This window comes from Gracilibacillus oryzae, assembly GCF_009498735.1.
GTDB lineage: Bacteria > Bacillota > Bacilli > Bacillales > Amphibacillaceae > Gracilibacillus > Gracilibacillus oryzae.
On the sequence record NZ_ML762451.1, the window covers coordinates 22,919 to 49,067 of the forward strand.

The 26,149-nt window shown below is 36.3% G+C and carries 25 protein-coding genes; 10 read left to right on the forward strand and 15 right to left on the reverse strand.

Features of this window, described 5'->3' with window-relative positions; all coding sequences use genetic code 11:
• Nucleotides 1-505: 505 nt before the first annotated feature.
• The 3 genes from F9U64_RS20255 to F9U64_RS20265 are packed head-to-tail and all read left to right on the forward strand — an operon-like array spanning nucleotide 506 to nucleotide 1,572.
• Nucleotides 506-877 carry a hypothetical protein gene (locus tag F9U64_RS20255; protein ID WP_153406715.1) on the forward strand — a complete coding sequence of 124 codons (372 nt, stop codon included), beginning with the start codon at nucleotides 506-508 and terminating at the stop codon, nucleotides 875-877.
• Nucleotides 864-1,352 carry an RNA polymerase sigma factor gene (locus F9U64_RS20260; RefSeq protein WP_153406716.1) on the forward strand — a complete coding sequence of 163 codons (489 nt, stop codon included), beginning with the start codon at nucleotides 864-866 and terminating at the stop codon, nucleotides 1,350-1,352. The genes F9U64_RS20255 and F9U64_RS20260 overlap by 14 nt, the downstream gene beginning before the upstream one ends.
• A complete protein-coding gene (locus F9U64_RS20265; RefSeq protein WP_153406717.1) occupies nucleotides 1,345-1,572 on the forward strand; it encodes a hypothetical protein in 228 nt (75 codons plus the stop codon). The genes F9U64_RS20260 and F9U64_RS20265 overlap by 8 nt, the downstream gene beginning before the upstream one ends.
• A 55-nt stretch (nucleotides 1,573-1,627) precedes the next feature.
• On the opposite strand, the gene F9U64_RS20270 is transcribed toward F9U64_RS20265, so the two are convergent.
• Nucleotides 1,628-2,068: a cell wall hydrolase gene (locus F9U64_RS20270; RefSeq protein WP_153406718.1), complete on the reverse strand. Its 441-nt coding sequence runs from the start codon at nucleotides 2,066-2,068 to the stop codon at nucleotides 1,628-1,630.
• A gap of 141 nt (nucleotides 2,069-2,209) precedes the next feature.
• Here F9U64_RS20270 and F9U64_RS20275 point away from each other — a divergent pair, with 141 nt between their 5' ends.
• On the forward strand, nucleotides 2,210-2,662 hold the full coding sequence (locus F9U64_RS20275; protein ID WP_153406740.1) for a DUF2262 domain-containing protein: 453 nt from the start codon (nucleotides 2,210-2,212) through the stop codon (nucleotides 2,660-2,662).
• A gap of 94 nt (nucleotides 2,663-2,756) precedes the next feature.
• On the opposite strand, the gene F9U64_RS20280 is transcribed toward F9U64_RS20275, so the two are convergent.
• Entirely contained in the window at nucleotides 2,757-3,128 is a 372-nt protein-coding gene (locus tag F9U64_RS20280; RefSeq protein WP_153406719.1) for a YuzC family spore coat inner layer protein, read from the reverse strand.
• A gap of 191 nt (nucleotides 3,129-3,319) precedes the next feature.
• Between F9U64_RS20280 and F9U64_RS20285 the strand changes: the two genes are divergently transcribed.
• Nucleotides 3,320-4,411, forward strand: coding sequence for a GGDEF domain-containing protein (locus F9U64_RS20285; RefSeq protein WP_153406720.1), 1,092 nt, complete (start codon nucleotides 3,320-3,322; stop codon nucleotides 4,409-4,411).
• Between the two features lie 573 nt (nucleotides 4,412-4,984).
• On the opposite strand, the gene F9U64_RS20290 is transcribed toward F9U64_RS20285, so the two are convergent.
• The 3 genes from F9U64_RS20290 to F9U64_RS20300 form a co-directional block, all read right to left on the reverse strand.
• Nucleotides 4,985-5,293 carry a glycine betaine ABC transporter substrate-binding protein gene (locus tag F9U64_RS20290; RefSeq protein WP_153406721.1) on the reverse strand — a complete coding sequence of 103 codons (309 nt, stop codon included), beginning with the start codon at nucleotides 5,291-5,293 and terminating at the stop codon, nucleotides 4,985-4,987.
• A gap of 324 nt (nucleotides 5,294-5,617) precedes the next feature.
• Nucleotides 5,618-7,063, reverse strand: a complete 1,446-nt coding sequence (locus F9U64_RS20295; RefSeq protein ID WP_153406741.1) for a glycoside hydrolase family 30 protein — start codon at nucleotides 7,061-7,063, stop codon at nucleotides 5,618-5,620.
• 58 nt (nucleotides 7,064-7,121) lie between these two features.
• Nucleotides 7,122-9,800, reverse strand: coding sequence for a beta-glucosidase (locus F9U64_RS20300; RefSeq protein WP_153406722.1), 2,679 nt, complete (start codon nucleotides 9,798-9,800; stop codon nucleotides 7,122-7,124).
• Nucleotides 9,801-10,339: 539 nt separating this feature from the next.
• Here F9U64_RS20300 and F9U64_RS20305 point away from each other — a divergent pair.
• On the forward strand, nucleotides 10,340-11,518 hold the full coding sequence (locus F9U64_RS20305) for an FtsW/RodA/SpoVE family cell cycle protein (protein WP_153406723.1): 1,179 nt from the start codon (nucleotides 10,340-10,342) through the stop codon (nucleotides 11,516-11,518).
• A 157-nt stretch (nucleotides 11,519-11,675) separates the two neighbouring features.
• Nucleotides 11,676-11,843, forward strand: a complete 168-nt coding sequence (locus F9U64_RS20310; protein WP_153406724.1) for a hypothetical protein — start codon at nucleotides 11,676-11,678, stop codon at nucleotides 11,841-11,843.
• Between the two features lie 217 nt (nucleotides 11,844-12,060).
• On the opposite strand, the gene F9U64_RS20315 is transcribed toward F9U64_RS20310, so the two are convergent.
• Entirely contained in the window at nucleotides 12,061-12,555 is a 495-nt protein-coding gene (locus tag F9U64_RS20315; RefSeq protein ID WP_153406725.1) for a GbsR/MarR family transcriptional regulator, read from the reverse strand.
• 265 nt (nucleotides 12,556-12,820) lie between these two features.
• Between F9U64_RS20315 and F9U64_RS20320 the strand changes: the two genes are divergently transcribed.
• The 3 genes from F9U64_RS20320 (at nucleotide 12,821) to F9U64_RS20330 (ending at nucleotide 16,006) form a co-directional block, all read left to right on the forward strand.
• Nucleotides 12,821-14,020: a quaternary amine ABC transporter ATP-binding protein gene (locus tag F9U64_RS20320; protein ID WP_153406726.1), complete on the forward strand. Its 1,200-nt coding sequence runs from the start codon at nucleotides 12,821-12,823 to the stop codon at nucleotides 14,018-14,020.
• Nucleotides 14,013-14,852 (forward strand): ABC transporter permease, encoded by an 840-nt coding sequence (locus F9U64_RS20325; protein ID WP_153406727.1) that lies wholly within the window; start codon nucleotides 14,013-14,015, stop codon nucleotides 14,850-14,852. Before F9U64_RS20320 ends, F9U64_RS20325 begins: the two co-directional genes overlap by 8 nt.
• A gap of 224 nt (nucleotides 14,853-15,076) precedes the next feature.
• The gene (locus F9U64_RS20330; protein ID WP_153406728.1) at nucleotides 15,077-16,006 is read left to right on the forward strand and encodes a glycine betaine ABC transporter substrate-binding protein; all 930 of its coding nucleotides are present in this window, start codon (nucleotides 15,077-15,079) and stop codon (nucleotides 16,004-16,006) included.
• Nucleotides 16,007-16,676: 670 nt separating this feature from the next.
• Here the strand turns inward: F9U64_RS20330 and F9U64_RS20335 are convergent.
• The 9 genes from F9U64_RS20335 to F9U64_RS20375 form a co-directional block, all read right to left on the reverse strand.
• Nucleotides 16,677-18,734, reverse strand: coding sequence for a CocE/NonD family hydrolase (locus tag F9U64_RS20335; RefSeq protein ID WP_153406729.1), 2,058 nt, complete (start codon nucleotides 18,732-18,734; stop codon nucleotides 16,677-16,679).
• 31 nt (nucleotides 18,735-18,765) lie between these two features.
• Nucleotides 18,766-19,413, reverse strand: a complete 648-nt coding sequence (locus F9U64_RS20340) for an ABC transporter permease (protein ID WP_153406730.1) — start codon at nucleotides 19,411-19,413, stop codon at nucleotides 18,766-18,768.
• Nucleotides 19,414-19,427: 14 nt separating this feature from the next.
• Nucleotides 19,428-20,339: an ABC transporter substrate-binding protein gene (locus F9U64_RS20345; protein ID WP_153406731.1), complete on the reverse strand. Its 912-nt coding sequence runs from the start codon at nucleotides 20,337-20,339 to the stop codon at nucleotides 19,428-19,430.
• Nucleotides 20,340-20,352: 13 nt separating this feature from the next.
• Nucleotides 20,353-20,994, reverse strand: a complete 642-nt coding sequence (locus tag F9U64_RS20350; protein WP_153406732.1) for an ABC transporter permease — start codon at nucleotides 20,992-20,994, stop codon at nucleotides 20,353-20,355.
• Nucleotides 20,994-22,109: a betaine/proline/choline family ABC transporter ATP-binding protein gene (locus tag F9U64_RS20355; protein ID WP_153406733.1), complete on the reverse strand. Its 1,116-nt coding sequence runs from the start codon at nucleotides 22,107-22,109 to the stop codon at nucleotides 20,994-20,996. Before F9U64_RS20355 ends, F9U64_RS20350 begins: the two co-directional genes overlap by 1 nt.
• 83 nt (nucleotides 22,110-22,192) lie before the next feature.
• On the reverse strand, nucleotides 22,193-22,900 hold the full coding sequence (locus F9U64_RS20360; RefSeq protein ID WP_153406734.1) for a TetR/AcrR family transcriptional regulator: 708 nt from the start codon (nucleotides 22,898-22,900) through the stop codon (nucleotides 22,193-22,195).
• Nucleotides 22,901-23,184: 284 nt separating this feature from the next.
• On the reverse strand, nucleotides 23,185-24,132 hold the full coding sequence (locus F9U64_RS20365) for a glycoside hydrolase family 43 protein (RefSeq protein ID WP_153406735.1): 948 nt from the start codon (nucleotides 24,130-24,132) through the stop codon (nucleotides 23,185-23,187).
• 252 nt (nucleotides 24,133-24,384) lie between these two features.
• Complete coding sequence (locus F9U64_RS20370; protein ID WP_194287456.1) at nucleotides 24,385-25,275, reverse strand: M23 family metallopeptidase; 891 nt, start codon at nucleotides 25,273-25,275, stop codon at nucleotides 24,385-24,387.
• Nucleotides 25,276-25,416: 141 nt separating this feature from the next.
• The coding region (locus F9U64_RS20375; protein WP_228275816.1) for a sensor histidine kinase at nucleotides 25,417-26,149 on the reverse strand (733 nt) is incomplete at its 5' end.

Genomic DNA, 26,149 nt, shown 5'->3' on the forward strand with positions numbered 1-26,149 from the left:
CTCTTCAGGTTCATTGACTATATCACCCTGGTCATTTTCACTTTCTTCTGTAATTGCAGATGGATCTGTATCATCGCTACATGCAACCAGCATTAATGCAATAGTTAAACAAAAGAATAAATTCCTGTTCACAGTTCCGTTCCCCCGCCTTTCTTTTTCCATTAATATACTTTCATCATAACAGGTTATTTATCTAAAACAACCAGAAAGGGAGAAAAAGGTATAAAACCTAATTATAACCATATAAATTATAGCAATAGCATTACTTATTAACTAAATGAATATACGTTTTATCTAGTTTTACAGTTCGAGTGATTCCTGATCTATTACTTGTAAGGCATTCATTAAAATTGACTTCTCTGTTTTGGATGAACTTAAATGGAAAATGATTTTTTCTTGGTTTTCTGAATTTAAACAGTTTGGCCTGACTTCATCAAAATTTATTTTTCTAACTGTGAACCTTCCATTATCCTTAGTTGTATAAGTAGATAAAGGAGATGATAAAATGGAGTTAGGTTGGTTAATTAGCTTAATTGTGGCAATTGTAGTTGGTAATTTGTTTGCGATTATCATTGCGACATTGAACAAAAAAGTGGTAAAGGATAACAAAAGGAAGATTAATTTCAAAAAGTCAGATATTTATTTTTATTGGAACAGGTGGGATTATGTAACAATCCTTTGTGCTGTTTATGCTTTTATCTGTATAATTGGATTAGGTGCCTGTTTATTTATGGAGAAAACAATCGATGATAACTGGGTCCAGTTTTTCCTGCATCAGGCTTTTATGTTTTCCATACTCTCATCAATCTGGTTTATATCACGGTTAGCTTATGTATTTAAAGGTATAAAAGAGCGGTGGTCGGATGAATTCCAATGATCTTGAAGACTTGTTTAACAAATATCATAAACAAATCTATCAATTCACTTACAGATATACACAAGATGAGACCCTGAGCTCTGATGTAGTGCAGGATACATTTATTAAATTTGATAAATATGCAGAAAATTTCGATCCCGCAAAGTCTCATATTCGCACATTTCTGTTCCGAATTGCTTATCAATTAACAATGACAAAACTGAAACGAAAAAATAAACTCAAAAAACTGTTACCATTCTTATATGAAACAAAACAATCAGAGACAATATCACTGGAAGAAAAGTTGTCGGTGCGTGCTGCGCTAACGGAATTGCCTGCTGAACAAAGATCTGTTATTATTCTTTTCTATTATCATGACTTAACTCAGCATCAAATCGCGGAAATTATGCAGATCCCTGTCGGCACAGTGAAATCAAGACTGCACCACGCATTAAAGAAACTAAAACAACTGTTGGAGGCTGATGATAATGAATAAACAGGATATCCCTGAAGAATTAAAAAAGAAGCTGGATCAATTCGCTGTAGAAACACCTGACATTTCATTGAAAAAGTCATTATCACACAGAATCGGCAGCTGGATTACTGCCCCTGTAAAGAATCCGGCAGATTATCTTAGCATCCATATTACTCCACGCAGAATGGCACTGTTTCCCTTAGTCATTATTGTTTCTTCCTTACCTTTTGCATTTATCTAGAATAAAAAATCTTGTCATATCTGAGAAAATGACCCCCACAAATGTGGGGATCATTTTAATAACTATAAACAGCTTCACACGTGTTCGCCAGTGGTTCATAATAACAATGTTGTTTAAATTGCCCTGCAAAAGGCTGGTCATACCATGTCGGCGGACAAACTCCATATGGATTGAAATACCAAAGAGCAAATTTAGATGGATGTTCTCTCCAATATTTTAATGTTTGTTCAGCTAACCTTCTTTCTGATTCTCTTGCTCTTTGGTAAAAAACATTCCCTTTCTGGACTGCTTCAAAGGAGTAATTACCTCCCTGTACCTGGTAAATTACTTCAGGTATTGTTCTTATGTCTGCAAAATCACTGCAATCCACTTTTGCCCGATTGACAATTACATTTCCTACCATCAGCATTCCCAGTTTTCCTTCCCCTTCTGCTTCCGCTCTCATCATTCTTGCCATTAAATCAACATCTTTATCTGTATATTTTACTCTTGCCATTTTTTATCACCTCTATAGGCATTGTATGAAGTAGCCTAATAAAGTGTGGCATTTTCCATAAAAAGATATTGAAAAGAAAGTAAAATGACAAAAGCAAAATTGTTATACTATTCTAAAAGACACGAACGAAAGGAATTAATCATGGAAAAACTTATCAAAAGCAAGTTGGGGAATTTTTTTTATAATGAAAACTTTCAAGTGTATGAGCTGAAACAGGATAAGCTTCACTGGACACTAGATTCAGGTGCTGGGAAAACTGTCTGTCCATTGATAGAAAAAGCGGAAACCCTTTTTACCTGCTTAGAGGAGTTTGATCAAAGGATACGCTTCGCCATTGCGGAAAAATTAATAGATTACAAAAATGATTTCTGGCCAGAATATGATGAGAATGATGAATATCTTGATTGGGATGCTGTAGATGCTGGGGAATTGGATGTTAGTAAGGAGGATTTCGCTGAGGCGATTGTACTTTATTACATCAAGATAAGCACAAATAATATTTATTGCGAATTTTACGATGGAGACCTCTTTGGCGGTCATAGAATTCATGCACACGTTGACGATGATTATAACTTGTTAAGGGCTGATATTTAAGGATTAAGTTGAGTAATGAATCGAAAGAAGGTTCTGCTTCATAATTAAGGCAGAACCTTTATTGTCTAGGAACAAAGCCTCTTTCTACTTTTTTTTAATTTCCCCATCGAAGAAACATTGTTAAAACACAACAAGGATTATCTTCAGAAATCGTCAATAAAATTCCCGATGGTGTATATTTTGTTTTTATAGATGGAGATACGCCGATCGATTTGATTAAATTGTCAACTTCGCTTTGATTTCCTGATTGAGCTGCTTTCATCAAGCGCTGTGCATATTCGTGCTCTGCAAATTTATCAAGGATAACAGCGGACTGTTTATTCATTTCCTTAAAAGAAACGACTGATTGTTCAAATATACTAGTATCAACCTCTGGATATTGTCTAAACGGATGATATGCCGGGTGATTGAAATAGTGACCCATTGGATAATGGTTGCAGGGATAAGGATGTGTCACATAATACATAAGAAACCACCTTACTTTTTTTACAGGTATATTATGATAAAACCCAAAAATTAGTGATTTTATTATCCAAACCATACAGTTTTGTTATTTGATTATATTGTAAAAAACAGATAAAATTAAATGTTGGGTAATCAAATATAACCTTTTACCTGATTATTTCTTAAAATTTTATACACTTACAGGTGGTAACAATGATATTAAAAGATCTTTTTTCAAATCTGGCCATTTTAGTGGCTGCTTTATTCCTATACACACAAGTAACCAACAATAACCCTCTTAATCAATCATCAGCTCTAAAAAATAAAATTGCAGTAGGACTTCTTAGCGGGATATTCAGTAATATCCTGATGCAATATAGTTTAGATTTTAATAATACTTTAGTAGATTTACGTCAAATACCAATTATATTAGCTGCATATTATGGAGGGAGCGTCCCTGCAGTCATCGGATTGCTGTTAGTAATAGCCGGTCGGTTCTTGATAGGATTGAGTACTTCCTCTTTCATAAATTTCATATTAATGACATTGATTACTATAAGCACGCTTATCATTACTAAATTTAATCTATCAAAAAAAATAAAGATCATTATCGTCTTAACCACCTCTAATATATTGGTCACATTATCTCTTTCTTATCTGTTGCAAGATTATGAAGTTCTATTATATTTAATACCTGTTTATTGGGTTATTTCCTATCTTGCCGGTTTTATCTCTTTTTACGTAGTCGAGTATGAACGGAGCAGTCAAAAACTTCTTCACAGATATAAAGTGGAAGCAGCAACAGATGGACTAACCGGTCTGAACAATGTCAGAAAATTTGATCAAATCTTTAACAAGATTGCTAGACAAGCGGAACATAACAAAGAAACATTGTCTCTGTTATTCATCGATATTGATCACTTCAAATCGATTAATGATACTTATGGTCACAAAGAAGGAGACAAAGTGTTAATGGAGTTAAGTAATATTCTAAAAAACAATGTCCATTCTGCAGATATTGTCAGCAGAAATGGCGGCGAAGAATTCACTGTCATATTAACGAATTGCCCAGTGGAAAATGCCAAACAGATCAGCGAAAAAATCCGTCAAAAAGTAGAACGTCATCCCTTTTTATTAACGACAGGTGAGCATATTCATATTACTGTTTCTATCGGGGTAGCTTGTTATAATGAAACAACTTCCAGGGCAAGACAATTGATCCATGAAGCGGATGAAGCTTTATATAAAGCAAAACAAACGGGCAGAAATAAGGTCTGTATTGCAGAGAATTTGTTAAAAGTCTGATCACCATTTTGCTTGGAGATAGTCCTTATAGCAGGTAAGATTGGAGCTCAATACCTTCACGCCTATGAAAATCAGGACTCACGGCATTCAGATGGACTCTCAATTCCTTCACACCTATGAAAATCAGGGCTCACGGCATTCAGATGGGCTCTCAATACCTTCACGCCTATGAAAATCAGGGCTCACGGCATTCAGATAGGCTCTCAATACCTTCACGCAAATATAATCAGGGCTCACGGCATTCAGATCCACTCTAAATGCCTTCACTCAAATATAATCAGGGCTCACGGCATTCAGATAGGCTCTCAATACCTTCACGCAAATATAATCAGGGCTCATGGCATTCAGATCCACTCTAAATGCCTTCACTCAAATATAATCAGGGCTCACGGCATTCAGATCCACTCTCAATACCTTCACGCCTATGAAAACCAGGGCTCTCGGCATTCAGATGCACTCTCATTGCCTTAAGCACTAAAAAAGAAGATCCCAAAGTATTCGGGACGTCCTCTACTCAATTTCTCTATACACCATATATAAAAAAAGACGAGCAAATCCGCTCGTCTTTTCCTATTATTCTGCATCTTTCAAATCTTCAATTGAATCAATATCCATGTATGCTGGTACAACAAGGCCATTTTGAGTTCCTGTAAGGTTAACTCCTAAGTCTACAAAATCTCCCTCAAATTTCGAGTAGTACTTTTCATGGGTTGTTGGCAGCCATGCACCTACCATTGCATCAGCACTTCCATCAGCTACACCTGCCCACATTGCGCCTGCATCTACTTGAATAAGATTAACTTTGTAGTTTAAATCATTTTCCAGTACATATTTGACAACATTGGAGCTTGCAATAACATCAGACCATGCAACATAAGTCATTTTACTTCCTCACCGTTACCAGGTCTACTCCCTCTATCCAAATATCCACTATTCCCGGTTTTCTTCCACCCATTCTTTCGCACTTCTTGCTCCGCTGTATCATTTTGAATTTTCAACATTACATTTTGCAATCCTTCTGGTCTCCACTCAAATTGGTCCAAGAATTCGATAAAATTATATAATCCGATCTTACAATTAATTAGATTCCATCCAAGTTGAAGTTCTAAGTATAAGAAAAACTAGCACACTTGCCAAAAGACGAGCGAATGCGAACTTTTCAAATGAGATACAAGCTTTCCTCTACTATTAAAATAAGGGAACGAATTATGATGACCATTTAAAAGTAACTGCACTATTCGGCTCTATGCTGTAGGAAAAATACTCCCCAGAATAACTCACTTGAAAAGATTTACTGTCTTGCCCGGGATTCGATAAAATCAACACAATTGAATCATCAGGATTTTGAAAAGCAACAGATTCAATGTCTCCTTTATAGTTTGTGGAGCTTATCCTTACCGCTCCCGGCTTTACAAACTTACTGGCATGCCCTATCGCATAGTACTCCACATTCTTGTTTACAGAACCACTTTGCTTATCGATGGTTACAACACCTCTGCAATCTGCACAGCCACCATTCGTTGGACCACCACTTTCATCTAGCGCTGTATTCCAGAGCATGACTGTTCTTGCCCAGTTTCTGGGACCGCCAATAATTAAATTGGACATATACCAGCTTAGATTACTGCCAAAGTCCGTGTTCCATTTCCCTCCACTGCATTCTGTTAAATAAATACCTTTATGTGGAAAAGCATCATGTACCTTAGACATGCTGGAAGGGTCCCCCTCATAACAGTGAAAAGCAGTTCCAGCTGTAAATGAATTGGTTCTCTTATCCTGGAATAAAGTTGTTGCATAGTCCAAACCGTTCGCCCAATTATGATCATAACCGATTATTTTTGTTGGGATATTGTTAGCTGCAAATGCTGGTCCAAGATATTCGTTAATAAACTTGGATTGTTCCTGAGCACTCATACTCATACTCGGGTATGCAGATGAAGTGAATTCTGGTTCGTTTTGGACCGTAATCGCATCAATCGTAATTCCCTTTTCTTGATATGCCTTAATGTATTTCACAAAATAATTGGCATACGTTTCATAAACATTACTGTTTTCATAATCCAAATACCAGCCATTCATTTCCTTTTCATACTTCATCCAGGCTGGAGCAGTCCATGGTGTGCCCATTATCTTCATTTCCTGATTTAATGAAACAATATCCTGCAAAAGCTGAATAATATCAGCATCTTTTTCAATTGTAAAATGTTCTAAATTATAATCTGCCTCTGTTTCTATATCATTGTAAGTATAACTGAAAGGATTACCCTCTTGATCTACAGAAAAGTCTGAAGCACCAATCGTATGTCTGACGAAGTTCATATTAATTCCGTCTTCTGAAAATAGATCATTCAAGAGTTTTTCCCGCTGTTGGATACTCATTTTATTATTTATTAAATAGGCAGAAGAACCTGTAATGGCTGATCCAAATCCCTCTATCGTTTGAAACTCCACATTAGGATCAACTTGGATAACAGGCTGATTGGCTGCCGGTTCTTCGTTAAAAATCAAAGGATCTTGTTCTGTTAACAGATTTTTCTGGTCAGCGGTAGTTAACCATAATTCGACATCAGTTTGTTCATTTATTGGCTTTATCATTAAGAAAAACATAATCATCATGCCGATAATTCCTAATGGTAATAAAAATTTCACCATGCGAATAAGAATCCCTCCAATCAAAATAGTTGGGGCACGAGTACCCCAACTTTTGAATTTATTTGATATAAACACTTCCTGTGTAACGAATATCATCAGAAGAACTTCCTACATAAATTGGTACCTCTCCTGATGGCATAATCCATTGATCAGTTTCTTCATCCCAGTAAGAGAATGCCTTCATATCAAGATTAATTTTGACACGTTCTTGGTTATCAGGTTTCAGTTCAACTTTCTCAAAACCAGCCAGTTGCTTATCAGGTGTTGCAACATTTGTTGGTAAATTCCCAACATAAACTTGTACAACCTCTGAACCTGTTACATCTCCGGTATTACGCAGGTTTAAAGCAACACTTACATCTGTTTCCTTATGCTTTCCTCTTGTTTTAGCCTTAGCTTTCACATTTTTATAATCAAAAGTTGTATAAGACAGGCCGTGACCGAAAGCATAGGCAGGTTCAATACCTTGTTCTTCATACCCTTTATATCCTGTAAAGATTCCTTCTGTATACTCAGAAATACCATCCACTCCCGGGAATTGAATGTCATCAGAAACTGGCGTGCTCTCTTCATCAACAGGGAACGTAATTGGAAGTTTACCTGAAGGATTTTCTTCCCCAAATAAGATATTAGCTATCGCATTTCCTTGTTCTTGTCCAGCAAACCATGCTTGGACTATTGCCGGTACATCTTCCTGCCAATCCATTTGAACTGCTCTACCACTCATTTGTACAACGATCGTTTTTGGATTTGCTTTCGCTACTTCTTTAATAAGCTGTGCCTGATTATTCGGTAAATCAAGGCTTGAAGTATCTACATATCCTTCACTATCATAAGTATGAGTGACGACAACAGCAACATCAGATTTTTTCGCAAGGTTGACTGCTTCCTGGATTTTCGCATCAACCGCACCAGTTGGCGGTTCCCAACCGAAACGAACCATTGCGCCGAAGTCCTGAACATCTCCTGATTTACCAGTACTGTACTCAATACGCACTTGATGCTTTTCACCTTTCGCAAGTGATACAGTTTTCTTATCAGTCACTAAATCTTTGCTGTTATTATCAATCAAAAGCTCTCCATCAAGATATAATTTTCCTGTCCCTAAGCTTGATAAAGAAAGAACATATTCTCCTGACTCTGGAGCAGTAATTTCACCTGTCCAACGAGCAGACATTTCTCTGTTAAAATCACCAGGCGTTTTTGGCAGCTTCGGTGATTGTGCATTAAGCCCTTCATAGTTATAAAAACCAAAATTAAAATTCACTTGATTGTCTGTTCTTACTAGAGAAGGCTCCCCTTCAAAATTGATATTTGTCCAGTATTCCGCTTTTAATCCTGATTCACTCTGCTCTCCACCTGTGCTTAACAGGGAGGAAGGAACTGCTGATGGACCTGGTAAAATATCACCGGCACTTATCGGGTCACTTCCTGGAGCATAATGGACATCAACATTATCCCCTACAGAGTTTTTAATTCCTTCCAGCGGACTAACTGTATAGGTTGGGATAACTAGTGAGCTTCCGCCACCTGCAACTGATCCATTATCAGCATCAGGGCCGATAACCGCAATCGAATCTAATTCTTCTTTATCTAAAGGTAATGCTTCTTTCTCGTTTTTCATAAGAACCATACTTTGTTCCGCAATTTCACGTGCTGTTTCGCCATGCTCTTCAGCTGGAATCAGATTATTCTGTACTGGTTTATCAAATAGTCCCTTACTGAACATTTCTGTTAACATGCGGGAAACCATGTCATCAATTCTTTCTTCTGATACTTCTCCGTTTTGAACCGCTGCAAGCAGTTTGTCTTCCCATAATCCTGTTGGTGCCCCTGGTGTTTCTAAGTCCATGCCAGCATTAGCTGATTCTACTGTACTTAAATTCGCACCATAATCACTCATTACAAAACCTTCAAAGCCGATTTGATCTTTTAGTAAATCCGTTAATATCGCTTCATTTTCACAAGCACTTGTCCCATTAACCTGATTAAATGAACACATAACGGAACTTAAATCAGCATTTTGGATAGCTTCTGCAAATGGTCGAGCATACACTTCATTCATTGCTCGTTCACTTGCAACAGAATTTATTGTAAATCGATCAGTTTCCTGGTTGTTAAGCAAATAATGTTTTGCTGTAGCCATGACAGGATAGCTTTGAATTCCATTGATATATGGTACAGCTAACTTTGATTGCAATAATGGATCCTCACCTAGTGATTCAAAGTTACGCTCCCCCCAAGGAAAACGGGCAATATCCAGTCCTGGTCCTAATACGACATTATGTGTTGTGTTAAATGCCTCATTTCCCAGAAGTTCTCCATATGTACGTGCTGCTTCTGTGTCCCATGTTGCTGCTAAAGCAATTGGCGCAGGCAATGCCGTTGACTTTTTATCCTGAATTTCTGGATTTGCAATTCGGACACCAGCAGGACCATCTGCCATCGTTAGAGCTGGTATTCCTAAACGATCCATTCCTTCATTGTAAAAGCCATAATAGTTATTAAGATTTCCTGTTACAAAAGTAACTTTCTCTTCCAATGTCATTTCATTTAATAATAATGCTGCACGTTCTTCAGCTGATAGAGATTGATCCATCCATGGCTTGCTTACTTCATTAGCTGCAGCAGCATATGGCTGATATGTCTTAGCAGCTAAGGAAGAGTATGGTGCAGCGAACAAGCTTAAGACTATTGCTAAAATGATTAGTTGAAGTTTCTTCTTTTTCTTTTCCATCTAGTTGTACTCCTCTACCTCTTAATCTTGATATTCCTTATGTACAATTTAATTATGATAATGCTGCAATCTGAAAAATTGCAGAAACACTGTCTATCCACCTTTCCTGTTCTTTTACCTTCACTAATCTAACCTTCACTTCATAAAGCGTCAATCCCTTGAGAAACAGTGATATTCAGAGAGGATAATGACCTAGCATTGTATTAAGTGAGCAAGTTAACAATCGCTTACACAATACTTGAAAACGATATTATTTTTTGAGAAAGTTCGTACTAATTAACGAGATAGCTTTATCTTTATTACAAAATCCATGACTTTATCAATAAAAAGTGTAATGTTGTCAGCAAAATGTTAAGATTTTTTATCGTACTGGTATATTATGTAGTGATTTCCACCTACCTTGAAAAGGTGCTGCAATAAAAAAGCGAATTCATTAGAAATCTCACGTTGGATAATAATTAAGGAAATAGAAAAATCTCTTTCATCGACAATCCCTTTAATGGTAAAATTAGGGTAAATAAATTAAAAGGAAGTTTCTAATGACTGAGAAAAAAATTTACGTAAGATATGATCTCATCTACATTCTCCTCATTTTTTTCGCTATTAGTATTCTATCTATCTATTATGCTCAGCAAATGGATCAATATGGAGGAGAAAACTTTGTCCTAAAGCAAGCTGTGTGGATAATTGCAGGGATTATTGCCATTGTTCTTATCCAGTTCTTAGATATATCCATTCTTTACTCATTAAGCTTTATCTTTTATTTATTTGGACTGGCCTTGTTAATTCTTCTGTTAATCAGTCCAGAAAGTATCGTCCCCTATATTAATGGCGCCTATAGCTGGTTTCGATTTCAAGGGATAACGTTTCAACCATCGGAATTAGTAAAAATAACTACAATCTTATTCTTATCAGCCGTAATTTCCAAGCACAAAGAAAAATATGACATTGCTAATATGAAAAGTGATTTTCTGCTTTTATTCAAAATCATCCTGATAGGAATGCTTCCAGTAATGTTAATACTGCTCCAGCCTGATTTCGGTACAGCAATGGTGGTTATTGTCATCACTGTTTTCATGCTGTTTTTATCTAATATCAATTGGAAAATAATCCTGCTCATTGCTAGTATGTCTATCGTTTTATTTAGTTTATTTATCCTATCTGCGATTAAATTCCCTGTTTTTATGGAAGAAGTATTTAAAATCGACACGTACCAAATCGACAGAATTCAGACATGGGTTGGTCTGGCAGAAAATCAATCGCAAGAAACCTATCAAATTGACAGAGCCTTACTGGCCATAGGTTCCGGACAATTAAATGGGTATCATGCCGAATCTTCCTTATATATTCCCGAATCTCATACTGATTTTATTTTCTCTGTAATCGCTCATAAGTTTGGCTTTTTTGGCTCTTCAGTTGTGATCTTTCTTTATTTTTTATTAATATACAAGTTAATCCAGATTGGAATGAAGGTCCACCAGATCAATCCATTCGGGGCGTATATATGTTTTGGATATATGACTTTAATTTTCATTCATGCCTTTCAGAATATCGGGATGAATATTGGGGTAATGCCGATCACGGGTATCCCCTTACTGTTAATTAGTTATGGAGGCAGTTCCACCCTGGCAGCATTAGCAGGTTATGGATTAATTTATAAGGTGGCATGTGTGCAATCAGAAGCAGGGAAATACATGTTTAATGAGGAAAAGCAGTAAAAACTGATAGATTCTTGATAGTATTCTTTTATATGTTTAAAAATTGGAGATTCGTGGAAAAACTAAACAAAAGGTAATCAATATAAAAAAGATTTTGGACAACATAAAACTCCATCAGCAGGTAAAAATACTAATAACCAGAAGGAGGTTATGCCAAATGAAAAAGAAAAAAATGACCACAGAAGAAGCTAATAGAAAAATTAATGATGGTTTCGCCAGTGAGAATAAACATGAAGAAGATACAGATATTGATCCACTGATAAATAATAATAATGTGTCACTTGTAATTGAACCTGAAAAAGAAAAAGATCAAAAAAGAAAATAATCTATGTGCTGTACCAATGTTAGATAATTCTGGAACAAAATTAGATTCTTCAAATCCAATAATCCTAACGATTCAAATGCAAAAACGAACGATTTCGGTTAAATGATCGTTCGTTTTTTGGGTGGATTCATTCATTTTTGGACAATTGGCATTTATAGATGAATATAACTATAGCCTTTTATCCATTACTGTCTTTTGCGACAATTTAGTTATTAAATTAAAGAAAGTCATTTTTCTTTATCTTAGCGAATACTTCTTCTAATGAGCGATGAAAGGAAATTGCTTCATTAATTTTATGTTCGAATGAAGATTTTAGTTCAAGATTAGAATCGTTAAGTTCTTCTTTTATATCTGATAAATTATTCATTTGTCTATTTAGTGATTCTAACCAGCGATTAACATAAGTTTTCATGAATTTCTTGTATAAATCTTCCCTGGCTTCATATAAATCTTTTCTGATTCCTTTTTGCCAGACTCTTTCAACCAAGTTAAATTCCAGCAATCTCCTGATCGCATAACTCATAGCTGTTTTACTCTTACCAAGCTCTTCTTTCATGTCATCAAGTGTCATAGGTCCATTATTCAGATACAGTGTAACAAAAAGTTGAGCTTCTGTTTTATTTAACGAAAACATTTCTAATGTTTTGGAAAATTCTGAGATAATTTGATTATTGACACTTTCGAAATGGTCTTTTTCATTGTGATTTGTCATAAATCATTGTCACCTTCCTTAAAACTATACTTCATTCTACTTTACACAAATAAATATTTAAAAAGCAAATATTGAAAAAGTTATCGCTTCCAATGAACCCTATGAACATCGGAATAAAAACGCATACATTTTGTAAAGTTTAAACTGAATATTAATTACAAACTGAATATAACCCTTGAATTCTATGAAAGAAAAGAGTAGAGTAGAAAAAGTAGTGCCAAATAAATGAGGCGAAATGCTTAAAAAAATGAGGTGGTAGTTATTCATGTCTATTATTAAAGTCAGAAATTTATCTAAAATATTTGGTAAAAGAGTGAAAGAAGCAACCTCGTTACTAGATCAAGGATATTCAAAAGAAGAAATATTAGAAAAAACGGGTTGTACTGTTGGAGTAAATCGGGCTAGTTTTGAAGTTGAATCTGGAGAGGTTTTCGTTATTATGGGACTTTCCGGGAGCGGTAAGTCGACATTAGTCCGTCTATTAAATCGATTAATTGATCCAACAGAGGGTGATGTAGAAGTTAGTGGCGAGAATTTAGCGAAAGTCGGGAAGGAAAAATTGCGTAAAGTAAGACGAGAGAAATTAAGTATGGTCTTTCAAAAATTCGGCCTCTTCCCATTTCGCACAGTTCTGGAGAATACAGAATTCGGGTTGGAAATTCAAGGTATTAAGAAAGAAGAACGGTCACAAAAAGCGAAAGAAGCATTAGAATTAGTCGGATTGGGGAGTTTTATACACCAATATCCAGATCAGCTATCTGGCGGGATGCAACAACGTGTCGGATTGGCTCGGGCATTAGCAAATGACCCAGAAGTATTGCTGATGGATGAAGCATTCTCTGCATTGGATCCATTAATCCGAAAAGATATGCAAGATGAGTTATTAGATTTACAAGAAAAAATGAAGAAGACCATCATTTTCATCACTCACGATTTAGATGAAGCATTACGAATTGGTGATCGAATTGCTTTGATGAAAGATGGCTCCATTGTTCAAATCGGTACACCGGAAGAAATATTGGTTAGTCCGGCAAACGACTATGTGGAGCGATTTGTAGAAGATGTTGACAGATCTAAAGTCTTAACCGCTAACCATATTATGAAACGTCCGGAAACAGTGGACATTGATAAACATGGTCCAAGAGTAGCGTTAGAGCGCATGCTAGAACAAGGTTTATCAAGTATGTATGTTGTGGATCGTACACGCCAATTAAAAGGATATATCACTGCTGATGATGTATCGGAAGTAAGGAAAAATGAGCAAAAGAACCTACATAATATTATCCGCACAGATATGCCCATCGCTCAACCAGATACTCCTATTCATGACATATTTGAAATCATCCATAATGCCCCAGTACCTGTAGCTGTAGTTGAAGCTGGTAAATTAAAGGGAATAATTGTGCGAGGTGCTGTTATTGCGGCATTAGCAAATGGAAATGGGGTGACAGATACTCATGAGTGATTTCTTACCTAAATTACCAGTGGCTGATTGGGTAGACCTTTTTGTAGAATGGGTACAATCCGCTTTTTCATTTATATTTGATCCACTTAAAAATGAATTTGGTGACTTTATTGAAGGTACAGCTGAATGGTTAAGTGAAATTCCACCATTTGCTGTTATTATCATTGTCGCATTATTAGCATTTTTTATATCAGGTAAAAGAATTGGATTATCAATTTTCTCTATCGTTGGTTTATTGTTTATCTTGAACCAAGATATATGGGAAGAATTAATGTTCACATTCACATTAATTTTATTTGCCAGTTTAATTTCAGTGGTAATTGGTATCCCACTTGGTATCTTAATGTCAAAAAGTAAGTGGGCACAGGCAATCATTACACCAATCTTAGATTTTATGCAAACAATGCCGGCATTTGTTTATTTAATTCCTGCTGTTGTATTTTTCGGTATTGGGATGGTTCCTGGTATATTTGCATCTGTTGTTTTTGCAACACCTCCTGTCGTAAGATTTACTAATTTAGGAATCCGCCAAGTTTCGAATGAGTTAGTTGAAGCGGCAGACGCTTTTGGAACAACTGGCCCACAGAAACTATTTAAAGTGGAATTACCAATGGCAAGAAGTACAATTATGGCTGGTGTCAATCAAACAGTGATGTTGTCATTATCCATGGTAGTTATTGCTTCAAGGATTGGTGCACCAGGTTTAGGGGACTTAGTATTATCTGCCCTGCAACGAGCACAAGGTGGCCAAGGTTTTGTAGCAGGTTTAGGGATTGTTATTTTAGCAATCATCATTGATCGTATGACACAATATTTGAATAGAAATAAGTAATTATCGCTTGAAATATTCCACATTAAGTGCGTGTTCAAAAAGGAGGATAAAAAGGACCGAGGAGTTCAAGGCGGCGCTGGTTTGAGCAGCGGAACGTATGCTTTTCATACGTGAAGTGGAGAACCAAGCCAACGAAGAAATACGATGTGTCATTTTACCGGACTTTTTGAACAACCTCATTAAGTGGAATTTCAAATAAAAAATTAAAGGAGAGAGTATCTATTATGTTAAAAAACAAATGGAGAATCTTAGGGTTTGCAAGTATGTTAGCACTTGTACTAGTTTTAGCAGCTTGTGGCGGTTCAGACGAGTCAGAGGAATCAACTTCTTCTGATAATACGGAAAATGAGGAAACAGCTTCCGTTGGTGATGGTAAAGAAATCGAATTAGTTTACGTTAATTGGGATTCTGAAATTGCATCAACACATGTAGTTGGAAAAGTGTTAGAAGACCTTGGATATGATGTTACACTTACTTCTATAGATAATGCAGCAATGTGGCAAGCAGTAGCAAATGGTGAAGCAGATGGAATGGTAGCGGCATGGTTACCAACAACACACGGTGATCTTTATGAAGCAAATAAAGACTCGTTAGTAGATTTAGGGGAAAACTTATCAGGGGCAAAAACAGGTTTAGTTGTTCCACAATATATGGAAGATATTAATTCTATCGCTGATCTTGCAAACTATGCGGAAGAATTAGATCAAAAAATCACTGGGATTGATGCAGGAGCAGGTGTTGTACAATCTGCTGAACAATCCATTGAGGATTATGGATTAGAAGGCTGGGAAGTTCAAACATCAACAGGTGGTGCCATGACTACAGCACTTGGTGAAGCCATTGATTCAGAAGAACCAATCGTTGTAACAGGCTGGACACCACACTGGAAATTCGCTGAATATGACTTAAAATATTTAGAAGATCCTGAAGAAACATTTGGTGGGGAAGAATATATTGCAACAATGGTTCGCCAGGGACTTGAAGAAGACTTACCAAATGCCTATACAGTTTTAGATCAGTTTAACTGGACTACTGCTGATATGGAAGCTGTTATGTTAGAAATCAGTAGTGGTACTGATCCAGAAGAAGCAGCTGCTGCTTGGGTTGAAGAGAACCAGGAAATGGTTACTGAATGGACAGCAGGAATTGAATAAGTGAAATCTGTTCTAGTAAATTAGAGGAAAAAGCTGTTGAGAAAGTTTTCTCAACAGCTTTTTTAATTATATCATCCTGCCATGGAAATCTTCTACACACAGTAGGTTAAGAAAGACATTGTTAAGTATTCCGGAATAACCAATATTTCAGTAAAGGTAATCCTATTATATTTTACTTTCAACGTTCTATTTTAAAGTATTCAATAAGAAAAATTTTGACTAGCCTGTCATCTTAGGACAATGGTTTCCCGTATGGAAGTCTGTATACAAATAAATAAGGATAGTAGTTAAGGCAAAAATAAAGTTACTACTAAGTTTAAAACTTCAATAAATAAGTGTCGTTCCTTCTGGTCCAATTTTCGAGAACCTGTTAGATGACTCTTATATTTTCCTCTGTATAATCAATCTGGATATCCCTTTTAATGATAGCACAACAGCTAGACCTTAATCCCGTTGACTTAGAGCTCTCCAACTTGAACGAATCCAATACAAATCCTCAATAGTAAAGAGCAATTCCATTCTAGGAATTGCTCTTTACCTGGTACCTCTTTTTAAAATTCTTCATTTGCAATTACTTGCAGGTTATTCTCCATTTATGATTGATTATAGATAGTAAATCAACTTCACAAATTAATAGCTAAAAAAGAAAACCACCAATCTAATTCTTTCTTTACTGAAAATCTCTCTTTATCGTTTTTTTCCACTCTTTTTGAAAAATTTCTTTGTTATTCTCAAATGCAATAAGGCGATTTACTAAATAGAAATTTTCTTGGTCACTTGTCATTTCACTAAAACTTTCCAGTCTGGTTTGCCAATCATCACGTCCTACACTTAGTTCCCATTCGCACGTTACCTTAGCTGATAATGGATCTTTTTCCTTAATAGAGAAGGTATTCTTGTTGATACTACCATGCTCTACACCATTGGATCGTAATTTCCTTTTTCCTTCATCTGACATATCCTCTAATATCCATATACCATGGATCAAATCATGTTTCACTTCGCGTGTTCGCTTTTCTTCTCGCAAGACTTCCTTCCCCATAACCTCAGCAGTTTCTGGTACTTGGAAGTGAGCACCAGCATTTTTGTCTTCTGGCTGTGGTCTACGAGCAGGCAGCTCAAGATAGGTGTTCTCATTTTGATAGATTGTCAAATTTACTGGTTGTGGCGATGGCCATGCTTGCGGCCAATACGTCGGTGCTAAAACTAATTCAAGCGAATGACCAACAGGTATTTGTTGTCCTAGCACATTTAAATCAACACTCACTTGATATTTCTTACCTGGCTCTAAGGCATGGGGATATTCATGTGATTGTAAATGATTAAGGTTCATCATTCCCCATGTGATCATAGTAGATTCCCCTGTTGGCGCTTTATCATTTACTTTTGCCATTATAAAAGCATTTTCCTGATCAACTGAGAACTCCGCATGGAATATGGGTTTCCCTAATAGTTCCACTGTTTCTTCTAAGGGGGCTGATGTAAAGACAACTGCTTTTCCATTCTCTAAACGCTGGTCTGCTGGTAAATCACCTGGTTGACCGAATGGACAGAAAACCCCATTATAAAAGCCATGTTCCTGGACACTTGGAATCACAATAGGACTTCCATTTGTACTCTCTTCTGTAGCAATGCTTCGCCCCTGTAACCACCATTTATTCATCGTAATATTCTCAGATGGCCAAGCTTCATCGCCAACCCACTTTCCTGGACGGCTCTCGTAAGTTACTTGTGGCAGCTCACTATCTTGTATCCATGAAAGTAATTTAGGTTCATCCATTATACCTGTATCAATTCCTTTTAGCCATTGATCCCACCAGCGCAAGCATTCTTGTAAAAAGCCTATATTAGGCTCAGGAGTTGCTACTTCTGGATACTCGTGGGCCCATGGGCCAATTAAGCCTTTGCTTTCATTTGGTAAATGCTCTAATAAACGGAATACGGCATTAGTATAACCATCTTGCCAACCACTTACCGCAAAGACAGGAATGTCAATTTTTGAGTAATCTTCACAAATCGATCCGTGTTTCCAATATTGATCGCGCCGCTGATGTGTAAGCCACTTTTCTACGAAAGGAGGAGTATTTTCCAAGCGGTTTAGCCAATTATCTCGCCAGCTGGCACCTACGACAGCAGGATCCTGTGGTCTTGCATTGTAGGCAAACATTGTAGAAGCCCACCATAACATATCAGATGCTAACACATTTCCACCTTTATAATGGACATCATCTGCGTATCGATCATCTGTAGAACATAAGGTAATAATCGTTTTTAATGCAGGATGCTGGCGTTCCGCTACTTGTAAACTGTTAAATCCACCCCATGATTTCCCTATCATTCCAACTGCACCTGTTGACCATTCCTGTTCACATATCCAATCAAGTATTTCTATTGCATCATCATGTTCTTGTTTTAGATACTCATCTAATAAGATCCCATCCGAATTACCGGACCCACGGATATCAATACGAATACTTGCATATCCATGACCAGCAAAATAGGGATGTCTGACCGAATCACGTATAGCTGTAAAATCATTTTTACGATATGGTATATATTCCAAAATCGCAGGTACTGGATTCTCTCGCGCATCTTCTGGTAACCAAATTGTTGCTGCTAATTTAGCACCATCTGTCATTGGTATCCAGACATTTTCTATTTTTTTTACTTGACGTGGAAATTCTTTTATCACACGGCGTTCTTTCGAGTCTTTTATGTTAAAAACCAATGCTGTTCACCTTTCTTTTGTAAAATAACGATTATGCTAAAGCCATTCGCTTCTTTGCTTTTTTCTCTAATAACCCAAGTGCGAAGTCTGCAACAATTGCTAAAAGTGTTGCCGGAATAGCACCTGCATAAATCTTCACATCTGATTGTAAACTAATCCCTGAAATAATCTCTTTTCCTAAACCTTCTGCACCAATATATGGGCCAATACAGGCAACAGCTATCGCGATAACTGAAGCGACACGAAGTCCTGCTAATAAAAACGGTATAGATAATGGAAGTTGGACTTTTGCTAACAGTTGGAGTGGTGTCATACCTGAACCTTTACCAGCTTCCATAATGCTAGCATCTACCTCTCGAATACCGACATACGTATTTCTTACTATTGGCATTAATGAGTATAGAAATAGCCCTATCACCATCGTTTCAAATCCTAATCCAAAATAAAGCATGAGAATAGCTAGCATAGCCAGACTTGGAACCAATTGCAATATATTCGTTAATGAAATGATAAATGGTGCTAACCACTCGTAACGTGCTGCTATGATACCTAATGGAATACCTATGACTAACGCTAAAGCTATGCCATAGCCAACCATTAAGATATGCTGTATCGTCAACTCAAGAAGCAAACTGCTATTTTCGACCATGTATTGACTTAACTCTTGGAGAAAGCCCATGTTATCACCTTTCCCTATTCTAGCATTCCTTTTTCTAGTAAAAATTCTCGTGCTACTTCTTCTGTACTCTGTTCTTCCATATCAACTAAACGAATCAATTCTGTCATTTCCTCTGTACTTACTAATCCAACAATCGAATCTAAGATTTCTGCTACTTCTGGAAATTCATCAAGTATCTCATTACGCGCTACTAATGACGCGTCATATGGCGGGAAGAACTTTTCATCATCTTCTAGAATCGTTAGATCATATTCAATTATCTGCGGGTCTACTGTATAAGCTGTAACTGCTTCAACATCGCCATTTTCAATTGCTTTGTACATTAATGCGACATCCATCCCTCTAGCATCAGCAAACTCATAACCATATGCTTCCTGATAGCCTTGATAACCGTCATTTTCTCGTTCAATCCAGGAATTATCTGTAGCAATTGTCACTTGATCTGCCACTGAACCTAAATCAGTCATTGTTTCTATCCCATGTTCATCTGCAAAAGACTGCTTAATTGCAATGCTATATTGGTTACTAAATCCGATCGAGTCATACCACTTCATATCATATTTTGCACCAAAAAGTTCCTGGGCTTGCTTTAGCGTTTTTTCAGGATCAGTAGTATAGTCTACTTGGTCCTCATCGAAATGATTATTATATACTTCCCCTGAGTATAATGTCGCAAAGTCAAAATCCTCTTGGTCAATTGCACTCATAACCTGTGGACTTGCCGGGATATCTTCTGTAATATTTACTTCATGATCAGTTTGATCTTCGACTAAAAGTTTGACAATCTGCCCCATGATTTTAGGATCTGTATTTTTTTGGGCACCATATTCAAATACTTCTCCACCATCTGCTGATGTTTGACCTCCACATGCTGTTAGGGCCATTAATAATACTGTTAAAATACTTGTTAATAAAAAATTCTTCATGCTGATTCTCTCCTTATGCTTTAGAATATTTTTTCTCAAATGTTTGGAATAATAAATCCAATAACATTGCAATCACAATAGCTAATAAAGTCCCGGTAAAAATCATCTGTTTATCGTTATAACCAATTCCAGCTAAAATTAAGTCACCTAACCCGCCTGCACCTATTAACGCAGCCAAGGTTGTCCAACTGATAATATATACTGTTGTTACACGAATACCTGACATAACATATGGAAGGGCAGCAGGGAGTTCAACTTTCATTAAGCGGCCAAAAGAGCTAAACCCCATTCCTTTTGCTGCTTCCACAATACTTGGGTCAATGGATTGAATCCCTGTATACGTATTTCTTAACAAAGGTAATAACGCATATAAAAAGAGAGCTGCGACTGCTGGCTTAAAACCAATTCCCATAAGCGGGATCATTATAGCTAACAAAGCTACCGTGGGAATTGTCTGAAAAACATTTGCTATATTAAAAATCATTCCTTTGATTCTTTCGCTTTTCATTTTTGTCATATAGATTGCTAATGGAATAGTAATGACAATTGATAACAACATAACAACAAATGAAATAACTAAATGTTCCCACATATACGTTAGAATCGACTCATATTTATCTTGCCAAAAATCGATATAATCTGTTAGTAACTCCACTATTTACCACCACGCTTAAGTTGATAGAAGCGGTGTAATGCTTCTAACAGTTTTTCACTTTTCACTATTCCAATTACCTCATCTTGATCCGATACTACGGGTATCATAGATTTTTGGTCGCTTTCGTATTGGTTTAGCAGTAACTCTCCCTTAGCAGTATCAGGTATTGATTTTTGATAGGTTAATATTTCTTCTATTTTTTTATCTCGTTGTTTTAATATGGAGAATAGATCGATCATGCCAATATACTTGCTTTGTTGATCAACAACTGGCAGTGCATTTGTTTGATATTCAGCCATCAACTGAAGAGCATCCTCTAAGCTTGAGGAAAGCTGGATAGCTTTAAAGTCTTTTGACATCAATTTTTCCACACTAGGTAAGGCACTGCCTAAACGTTCCTCACCAATAAACTCCCGAACAAAGTCATCGGCAGGGTTCGCTAATATTTCCTCTGGAGATCCCTTTTGTACAACATGTCCACTTTTCATAATAATAATTTGATCAGCTATTTTTATGGCTTCATCCATATCATGTGTAACAAAAACAATCGTTTTATTGATTTCCTTCTGCAGTCGAACTAACTCTTCTTGTAATTGTTCACGACTAATCGGATCTAATGCACTGAACGGTTCATCCATTAATATTGTGGATGGTTCAGCAGCTAATGCACGGATAACACCAATTCGTTGCTGTTGTCCACCACTCAATTCTGCTGGATAACGATCACGGTAAACTTCGGGATCTAAGTTAACCATTCGCAATAAATTATCAACTTTAGATCTAATTTTTTGTTTATCCCATTTTAAAAGTTTTGGCACTGTTGCTACATTATCGTAGATAGTCATGTGAGGAAATAATCCTATATTTTGAATAACATATCCCATTTGACGACGTAATATAATGGGGTTGATCTGTTTAATATCTTTGCCATCAATCATAATTTGACCTTCTGTGTAATCTGTCAGTCGATTTAGTAACTTCATCGTTGTTGTTTTTCCACAACCACTTGGGCCAATCAAGACATTAATTTTACCTTCTTCAAATGTTAAGTTAATATCTTTTAATGCCTGAAACCCATCATCATACACCTTATGAATTCCTCTTAGTTGTATCACTAAAGTTCCCCTTTCTACTCATTATGAAAACATATGAACTTTTTCATAAAATGAACATGTTCATTTTTATTTTAAAAAAATAATTATTCTGCAATTTTCGTATAGGAAACATTGATATCAGCACGTTTTTCTGGTTTAATAACGTTCATGACACTTTCATAAACGTAATATAATGTCATTTGAATTGCTTCTTCTTGTGTATAGTTTCGACGTTTATTAATAATAGTATTCATCATACCTTTCCAAATTAATAATGTCATATCTGAAAGCATCTCAATGTCTTCTTCTTCCATAAATTTCTCTTCTACAGCCGGCTGGATAAAGAGTGCACTTCGTTTGGCAAAACTGTGCTCCATAATAATGTCCTTTATTTCTTCTGGTAAACCAATTAAGTCATTCTGATAAATCTTGTAATAATGTTCTAATAAATCTTCTGGTATTGAACCTAAATTATCCATGAAAATTACGGAATAAATCTTTGGTTGTGCAAAAGAATGTTTACAGAAGCACTCCCAGCTATATAACCACTTCTCAACTGTATTATTGCCTTTCTCTAAATAAGATGGTAGTTCTTCTAAATAGTCTGACATAAATCGCATAGCAGCAAAAAATTTCAAGTGGGATAAGTCTTTGAAATAATTATAAGCTGTAGAGCTAGTAAACCCTGCTTTATTTGCTATTTTGCGAATGGTAAAATGATCAATACCATCCTCCTCAATAACTTCTGTGGCAGCATCTAAGAAATAACGCCACATACGTGATCGTTGTATTTCTTTCCTGCTATCTTTCATGTCTCCACTTCCTTTGTTTCCCATAATATAAAACAACTATTAGTGAACAAGTTCTTTTTGTGAACACGTTCATGTTATCATAATAAAAATGTGATGTAAAATGGCCATCAGATATATTGATACAAGAAAACGGTAACACGAAATACCTTAGATGGCCCTTATTAATAGCATCACATTGCATTATCAAGAAGAATTTTTTAGCACAATAATCTTAAAAAAAATATTTCTAAAACAATATCAGTTTACTATGTAAACAATTATTAATATACATCCATTTCACTTACTTAGTACTCTGACGGTTTCTTTTTATAAGCTTTTAATCGATCATATTCTTCCATTGTAATTGGCAAAATCGTTCCATGTTTAAATCCGTACGGGAAATGAAATGATTGATCTGCACGTACGAAATTCCCTTCAGACAATTGGTCTGCTATAAATGGAACATAACCTTGCTCTTCTGCTGAAACACCATAGAAGTCGAGGAATAAGCACCACTTCCCATCCTCTAATTTAAATGCTGTCGGAGCTTCATACTGCCCTTCTTCAAGTGACGCCATACTCTGATCAAAATCTTCAATCTTCTTAAATGGCCCAGTCACATTCTCTGACTCCATTAAAATGATTCTTTCAGGATTACCCTCACTCTTTAAGAATAAATAATACTTTCCATCTTCTTCATACATAGCAGAATCAATGACCCCACTGTCTTCTTTGCGATACAATACCTCAGCCTTCGAGAAATTCACGAAATCTTTTGTGCGGGAATAATAGATCGCCTTTTCCCCGTAATTATTGCTGCGATGGGAAGATGACCAGTGAATAACATAATCATCATTTTTCTTATCATAAATAATATCAGGCGCCCATAAACAGCCGAAGTCCTCATCTCCCAATTGGACCATTCTCTGCTCTGACCAGTTAACTAAATCATCAGACTCCCAAAGCACGAGACACTTGCTGCCGTTTCTGCCGATTTCCGCCCATGAATTGTGATATTGATTCAACATACCATAGGACAAACTAAGATCTGTTGCCAGAATCACGAATTTACCTTCTTTGGTTCTGATAATCGTAAAATCTCTAACACCTTTATCACCATAGTAACTCCATAACACAGGATTTCCATCATTCACTTCTTCCCAATTAAAGCCATCTTTACTGACGCCAAAGTAAACCTGTTCTCCGTCTGGTGTTCTTTTTTCCTTAAAATGTACAAATAAATATGCCTGCATAACCATTCTCCTATTCCTTTAAAATAATGATAAAACGCTTTAAAAAATAAGTACATTCTCAACCAGCAATGATGGCCGGTCCATTTTTCTTTACCAGCTTCATTCATAACGCGGATGAAGACGTTATCAATTTTTGCTGGATATTGATTCTTTCTTCCTTTTATAACTGTATACCCTCGTCATTGTAACAAATTTCATTTGAAATGATCAATTTTTTTGTAAAGGCACAAAGTAACGTTCTTTTTCTGGAAGCTAAAACATTTCCTGTGGCGTTGGTGATAAAATATCAGGGTTTTTGCCGCCATTAGGCATCGTGTTACCGTCCGTATTTTTAAAATATAGAGGCAAACCTTCACTAAAGAACAAACTTGTTGCAGCAGGGTTTTGTCTTTGATGATGAATATGCAGATGGGGTTCACTGGAACTGCCGGAATTCCCCACTCTGGCAAGAGGTGTACCTGCTTCTACTGTCTGACCATTCTCTACCAATGCAGAGTTTTGCTTAATATGACTAAGAACCAGGAATGTCCCTGTTTCCTCAATTTTAATATAAATATAGTTGCCTATCATTGTCTCATTCTCTTCACTGCCTGGAGCTATATCCTTTTCTTCATCATAAATCCCTGCAATTGTTCCTTTAACTGGAGATACGATCAACTTATTATAAATCCCATAGTCATTAAGTTTTTTACTATCGATGGAATATGGCTTCATCACTAAGTCATATGCCCAACGTTCGTTTGGAACAATAGCATGTGGTTGATTCGTTTCCAGCTCATCCCCGCCCCAGCCAACAACTGCTGACTCATTGAAAGGTGAATGAATAGCAACTGCAGGTGCTGTCGTTTCTATTTCAGCAGGAAAGGCAATGTGTCCGATGTTTAAAAACCAGCTAAAAGGCAGTGCCATCAAAACAAATAGAGCCGATATAATAATATACTGATTTGTGACTTTTTTGCGGCGAATTAATTTTACTGCTAATCGTATCATTAAAATAATGCACATCATCCCCCCGAGAATACTAGCAGCCATGATCGCCCACCAGCAAATCACACCCAAAACGCCACCAATAAAAAAAGCTCCTATCCATAAAAATGCCAACACAGCTGTTAATAATAAAATGACAAGTCTAGTAAATAACATAAACATTCTCCTCAAAGATACCGTATTCTCTTAACTAACAGTTTTATATTAGCTGATAAATCTTACAAAAAAATAAAGAAGAACTTACGGTATTTATAATATTTACATAGACGGTAAAAAACGGACTGATCAACATGATGATCAGTCCGTTTTTTTACTTTCTGGAATGGAGATGGTGAACGAGGTTTGCTTTGGATTGCTTGTGACAGATATTGATCCACCATGCAACTCAGCAATACTTTTGGCAATGGCCAGCCCCATCCCTTTACCACCTGTATAATCATTTCTGGATTTTTCTGCTCGATAGAATCTTTCGAAAAGATACGGAATATCCTCAGGCAGAATCTCTTTTCCATTGTTCGCTATTTTTATCAACACATTCTCCTGATCTGTCAGGAGTTGAATGGAGATCTTCTTTCCCGTTTTCCCATACATAATACTATTATTTATAATATTCTGGAATAATCGTATCAGTAATCCAACATCGGCATCAACGTACAATTTGGGTGATACAGATTCTGTGGTAAAGTTCATTTCCGCTTCTTCTAATTGTGGGATAAAGTCGATTATAATCTGCTGAACAAGTGCCATTACCTCTACTTTTTCTTTATTGAATTTTACTTGCTTAAAATCGATACTGCAGTATTCTAACAAATCAGCTACCAGATTATTTAGTTCCTTGCCTTTTCTCTGTATAATTTCTATGTATTCTTGTTGATTTTCTTTACTTTCATGCAACTTTAAAAGTTCCGTATAGCCTAATAATGAGGTGATTGGTGTCCGCAAATCATGTGATATATTACTGATCATTTCTGTTTTCAACTTTTCCGCTTGTTTTTCTTTTTCCATTAATTCTTTCAGGCTTTTAATCATT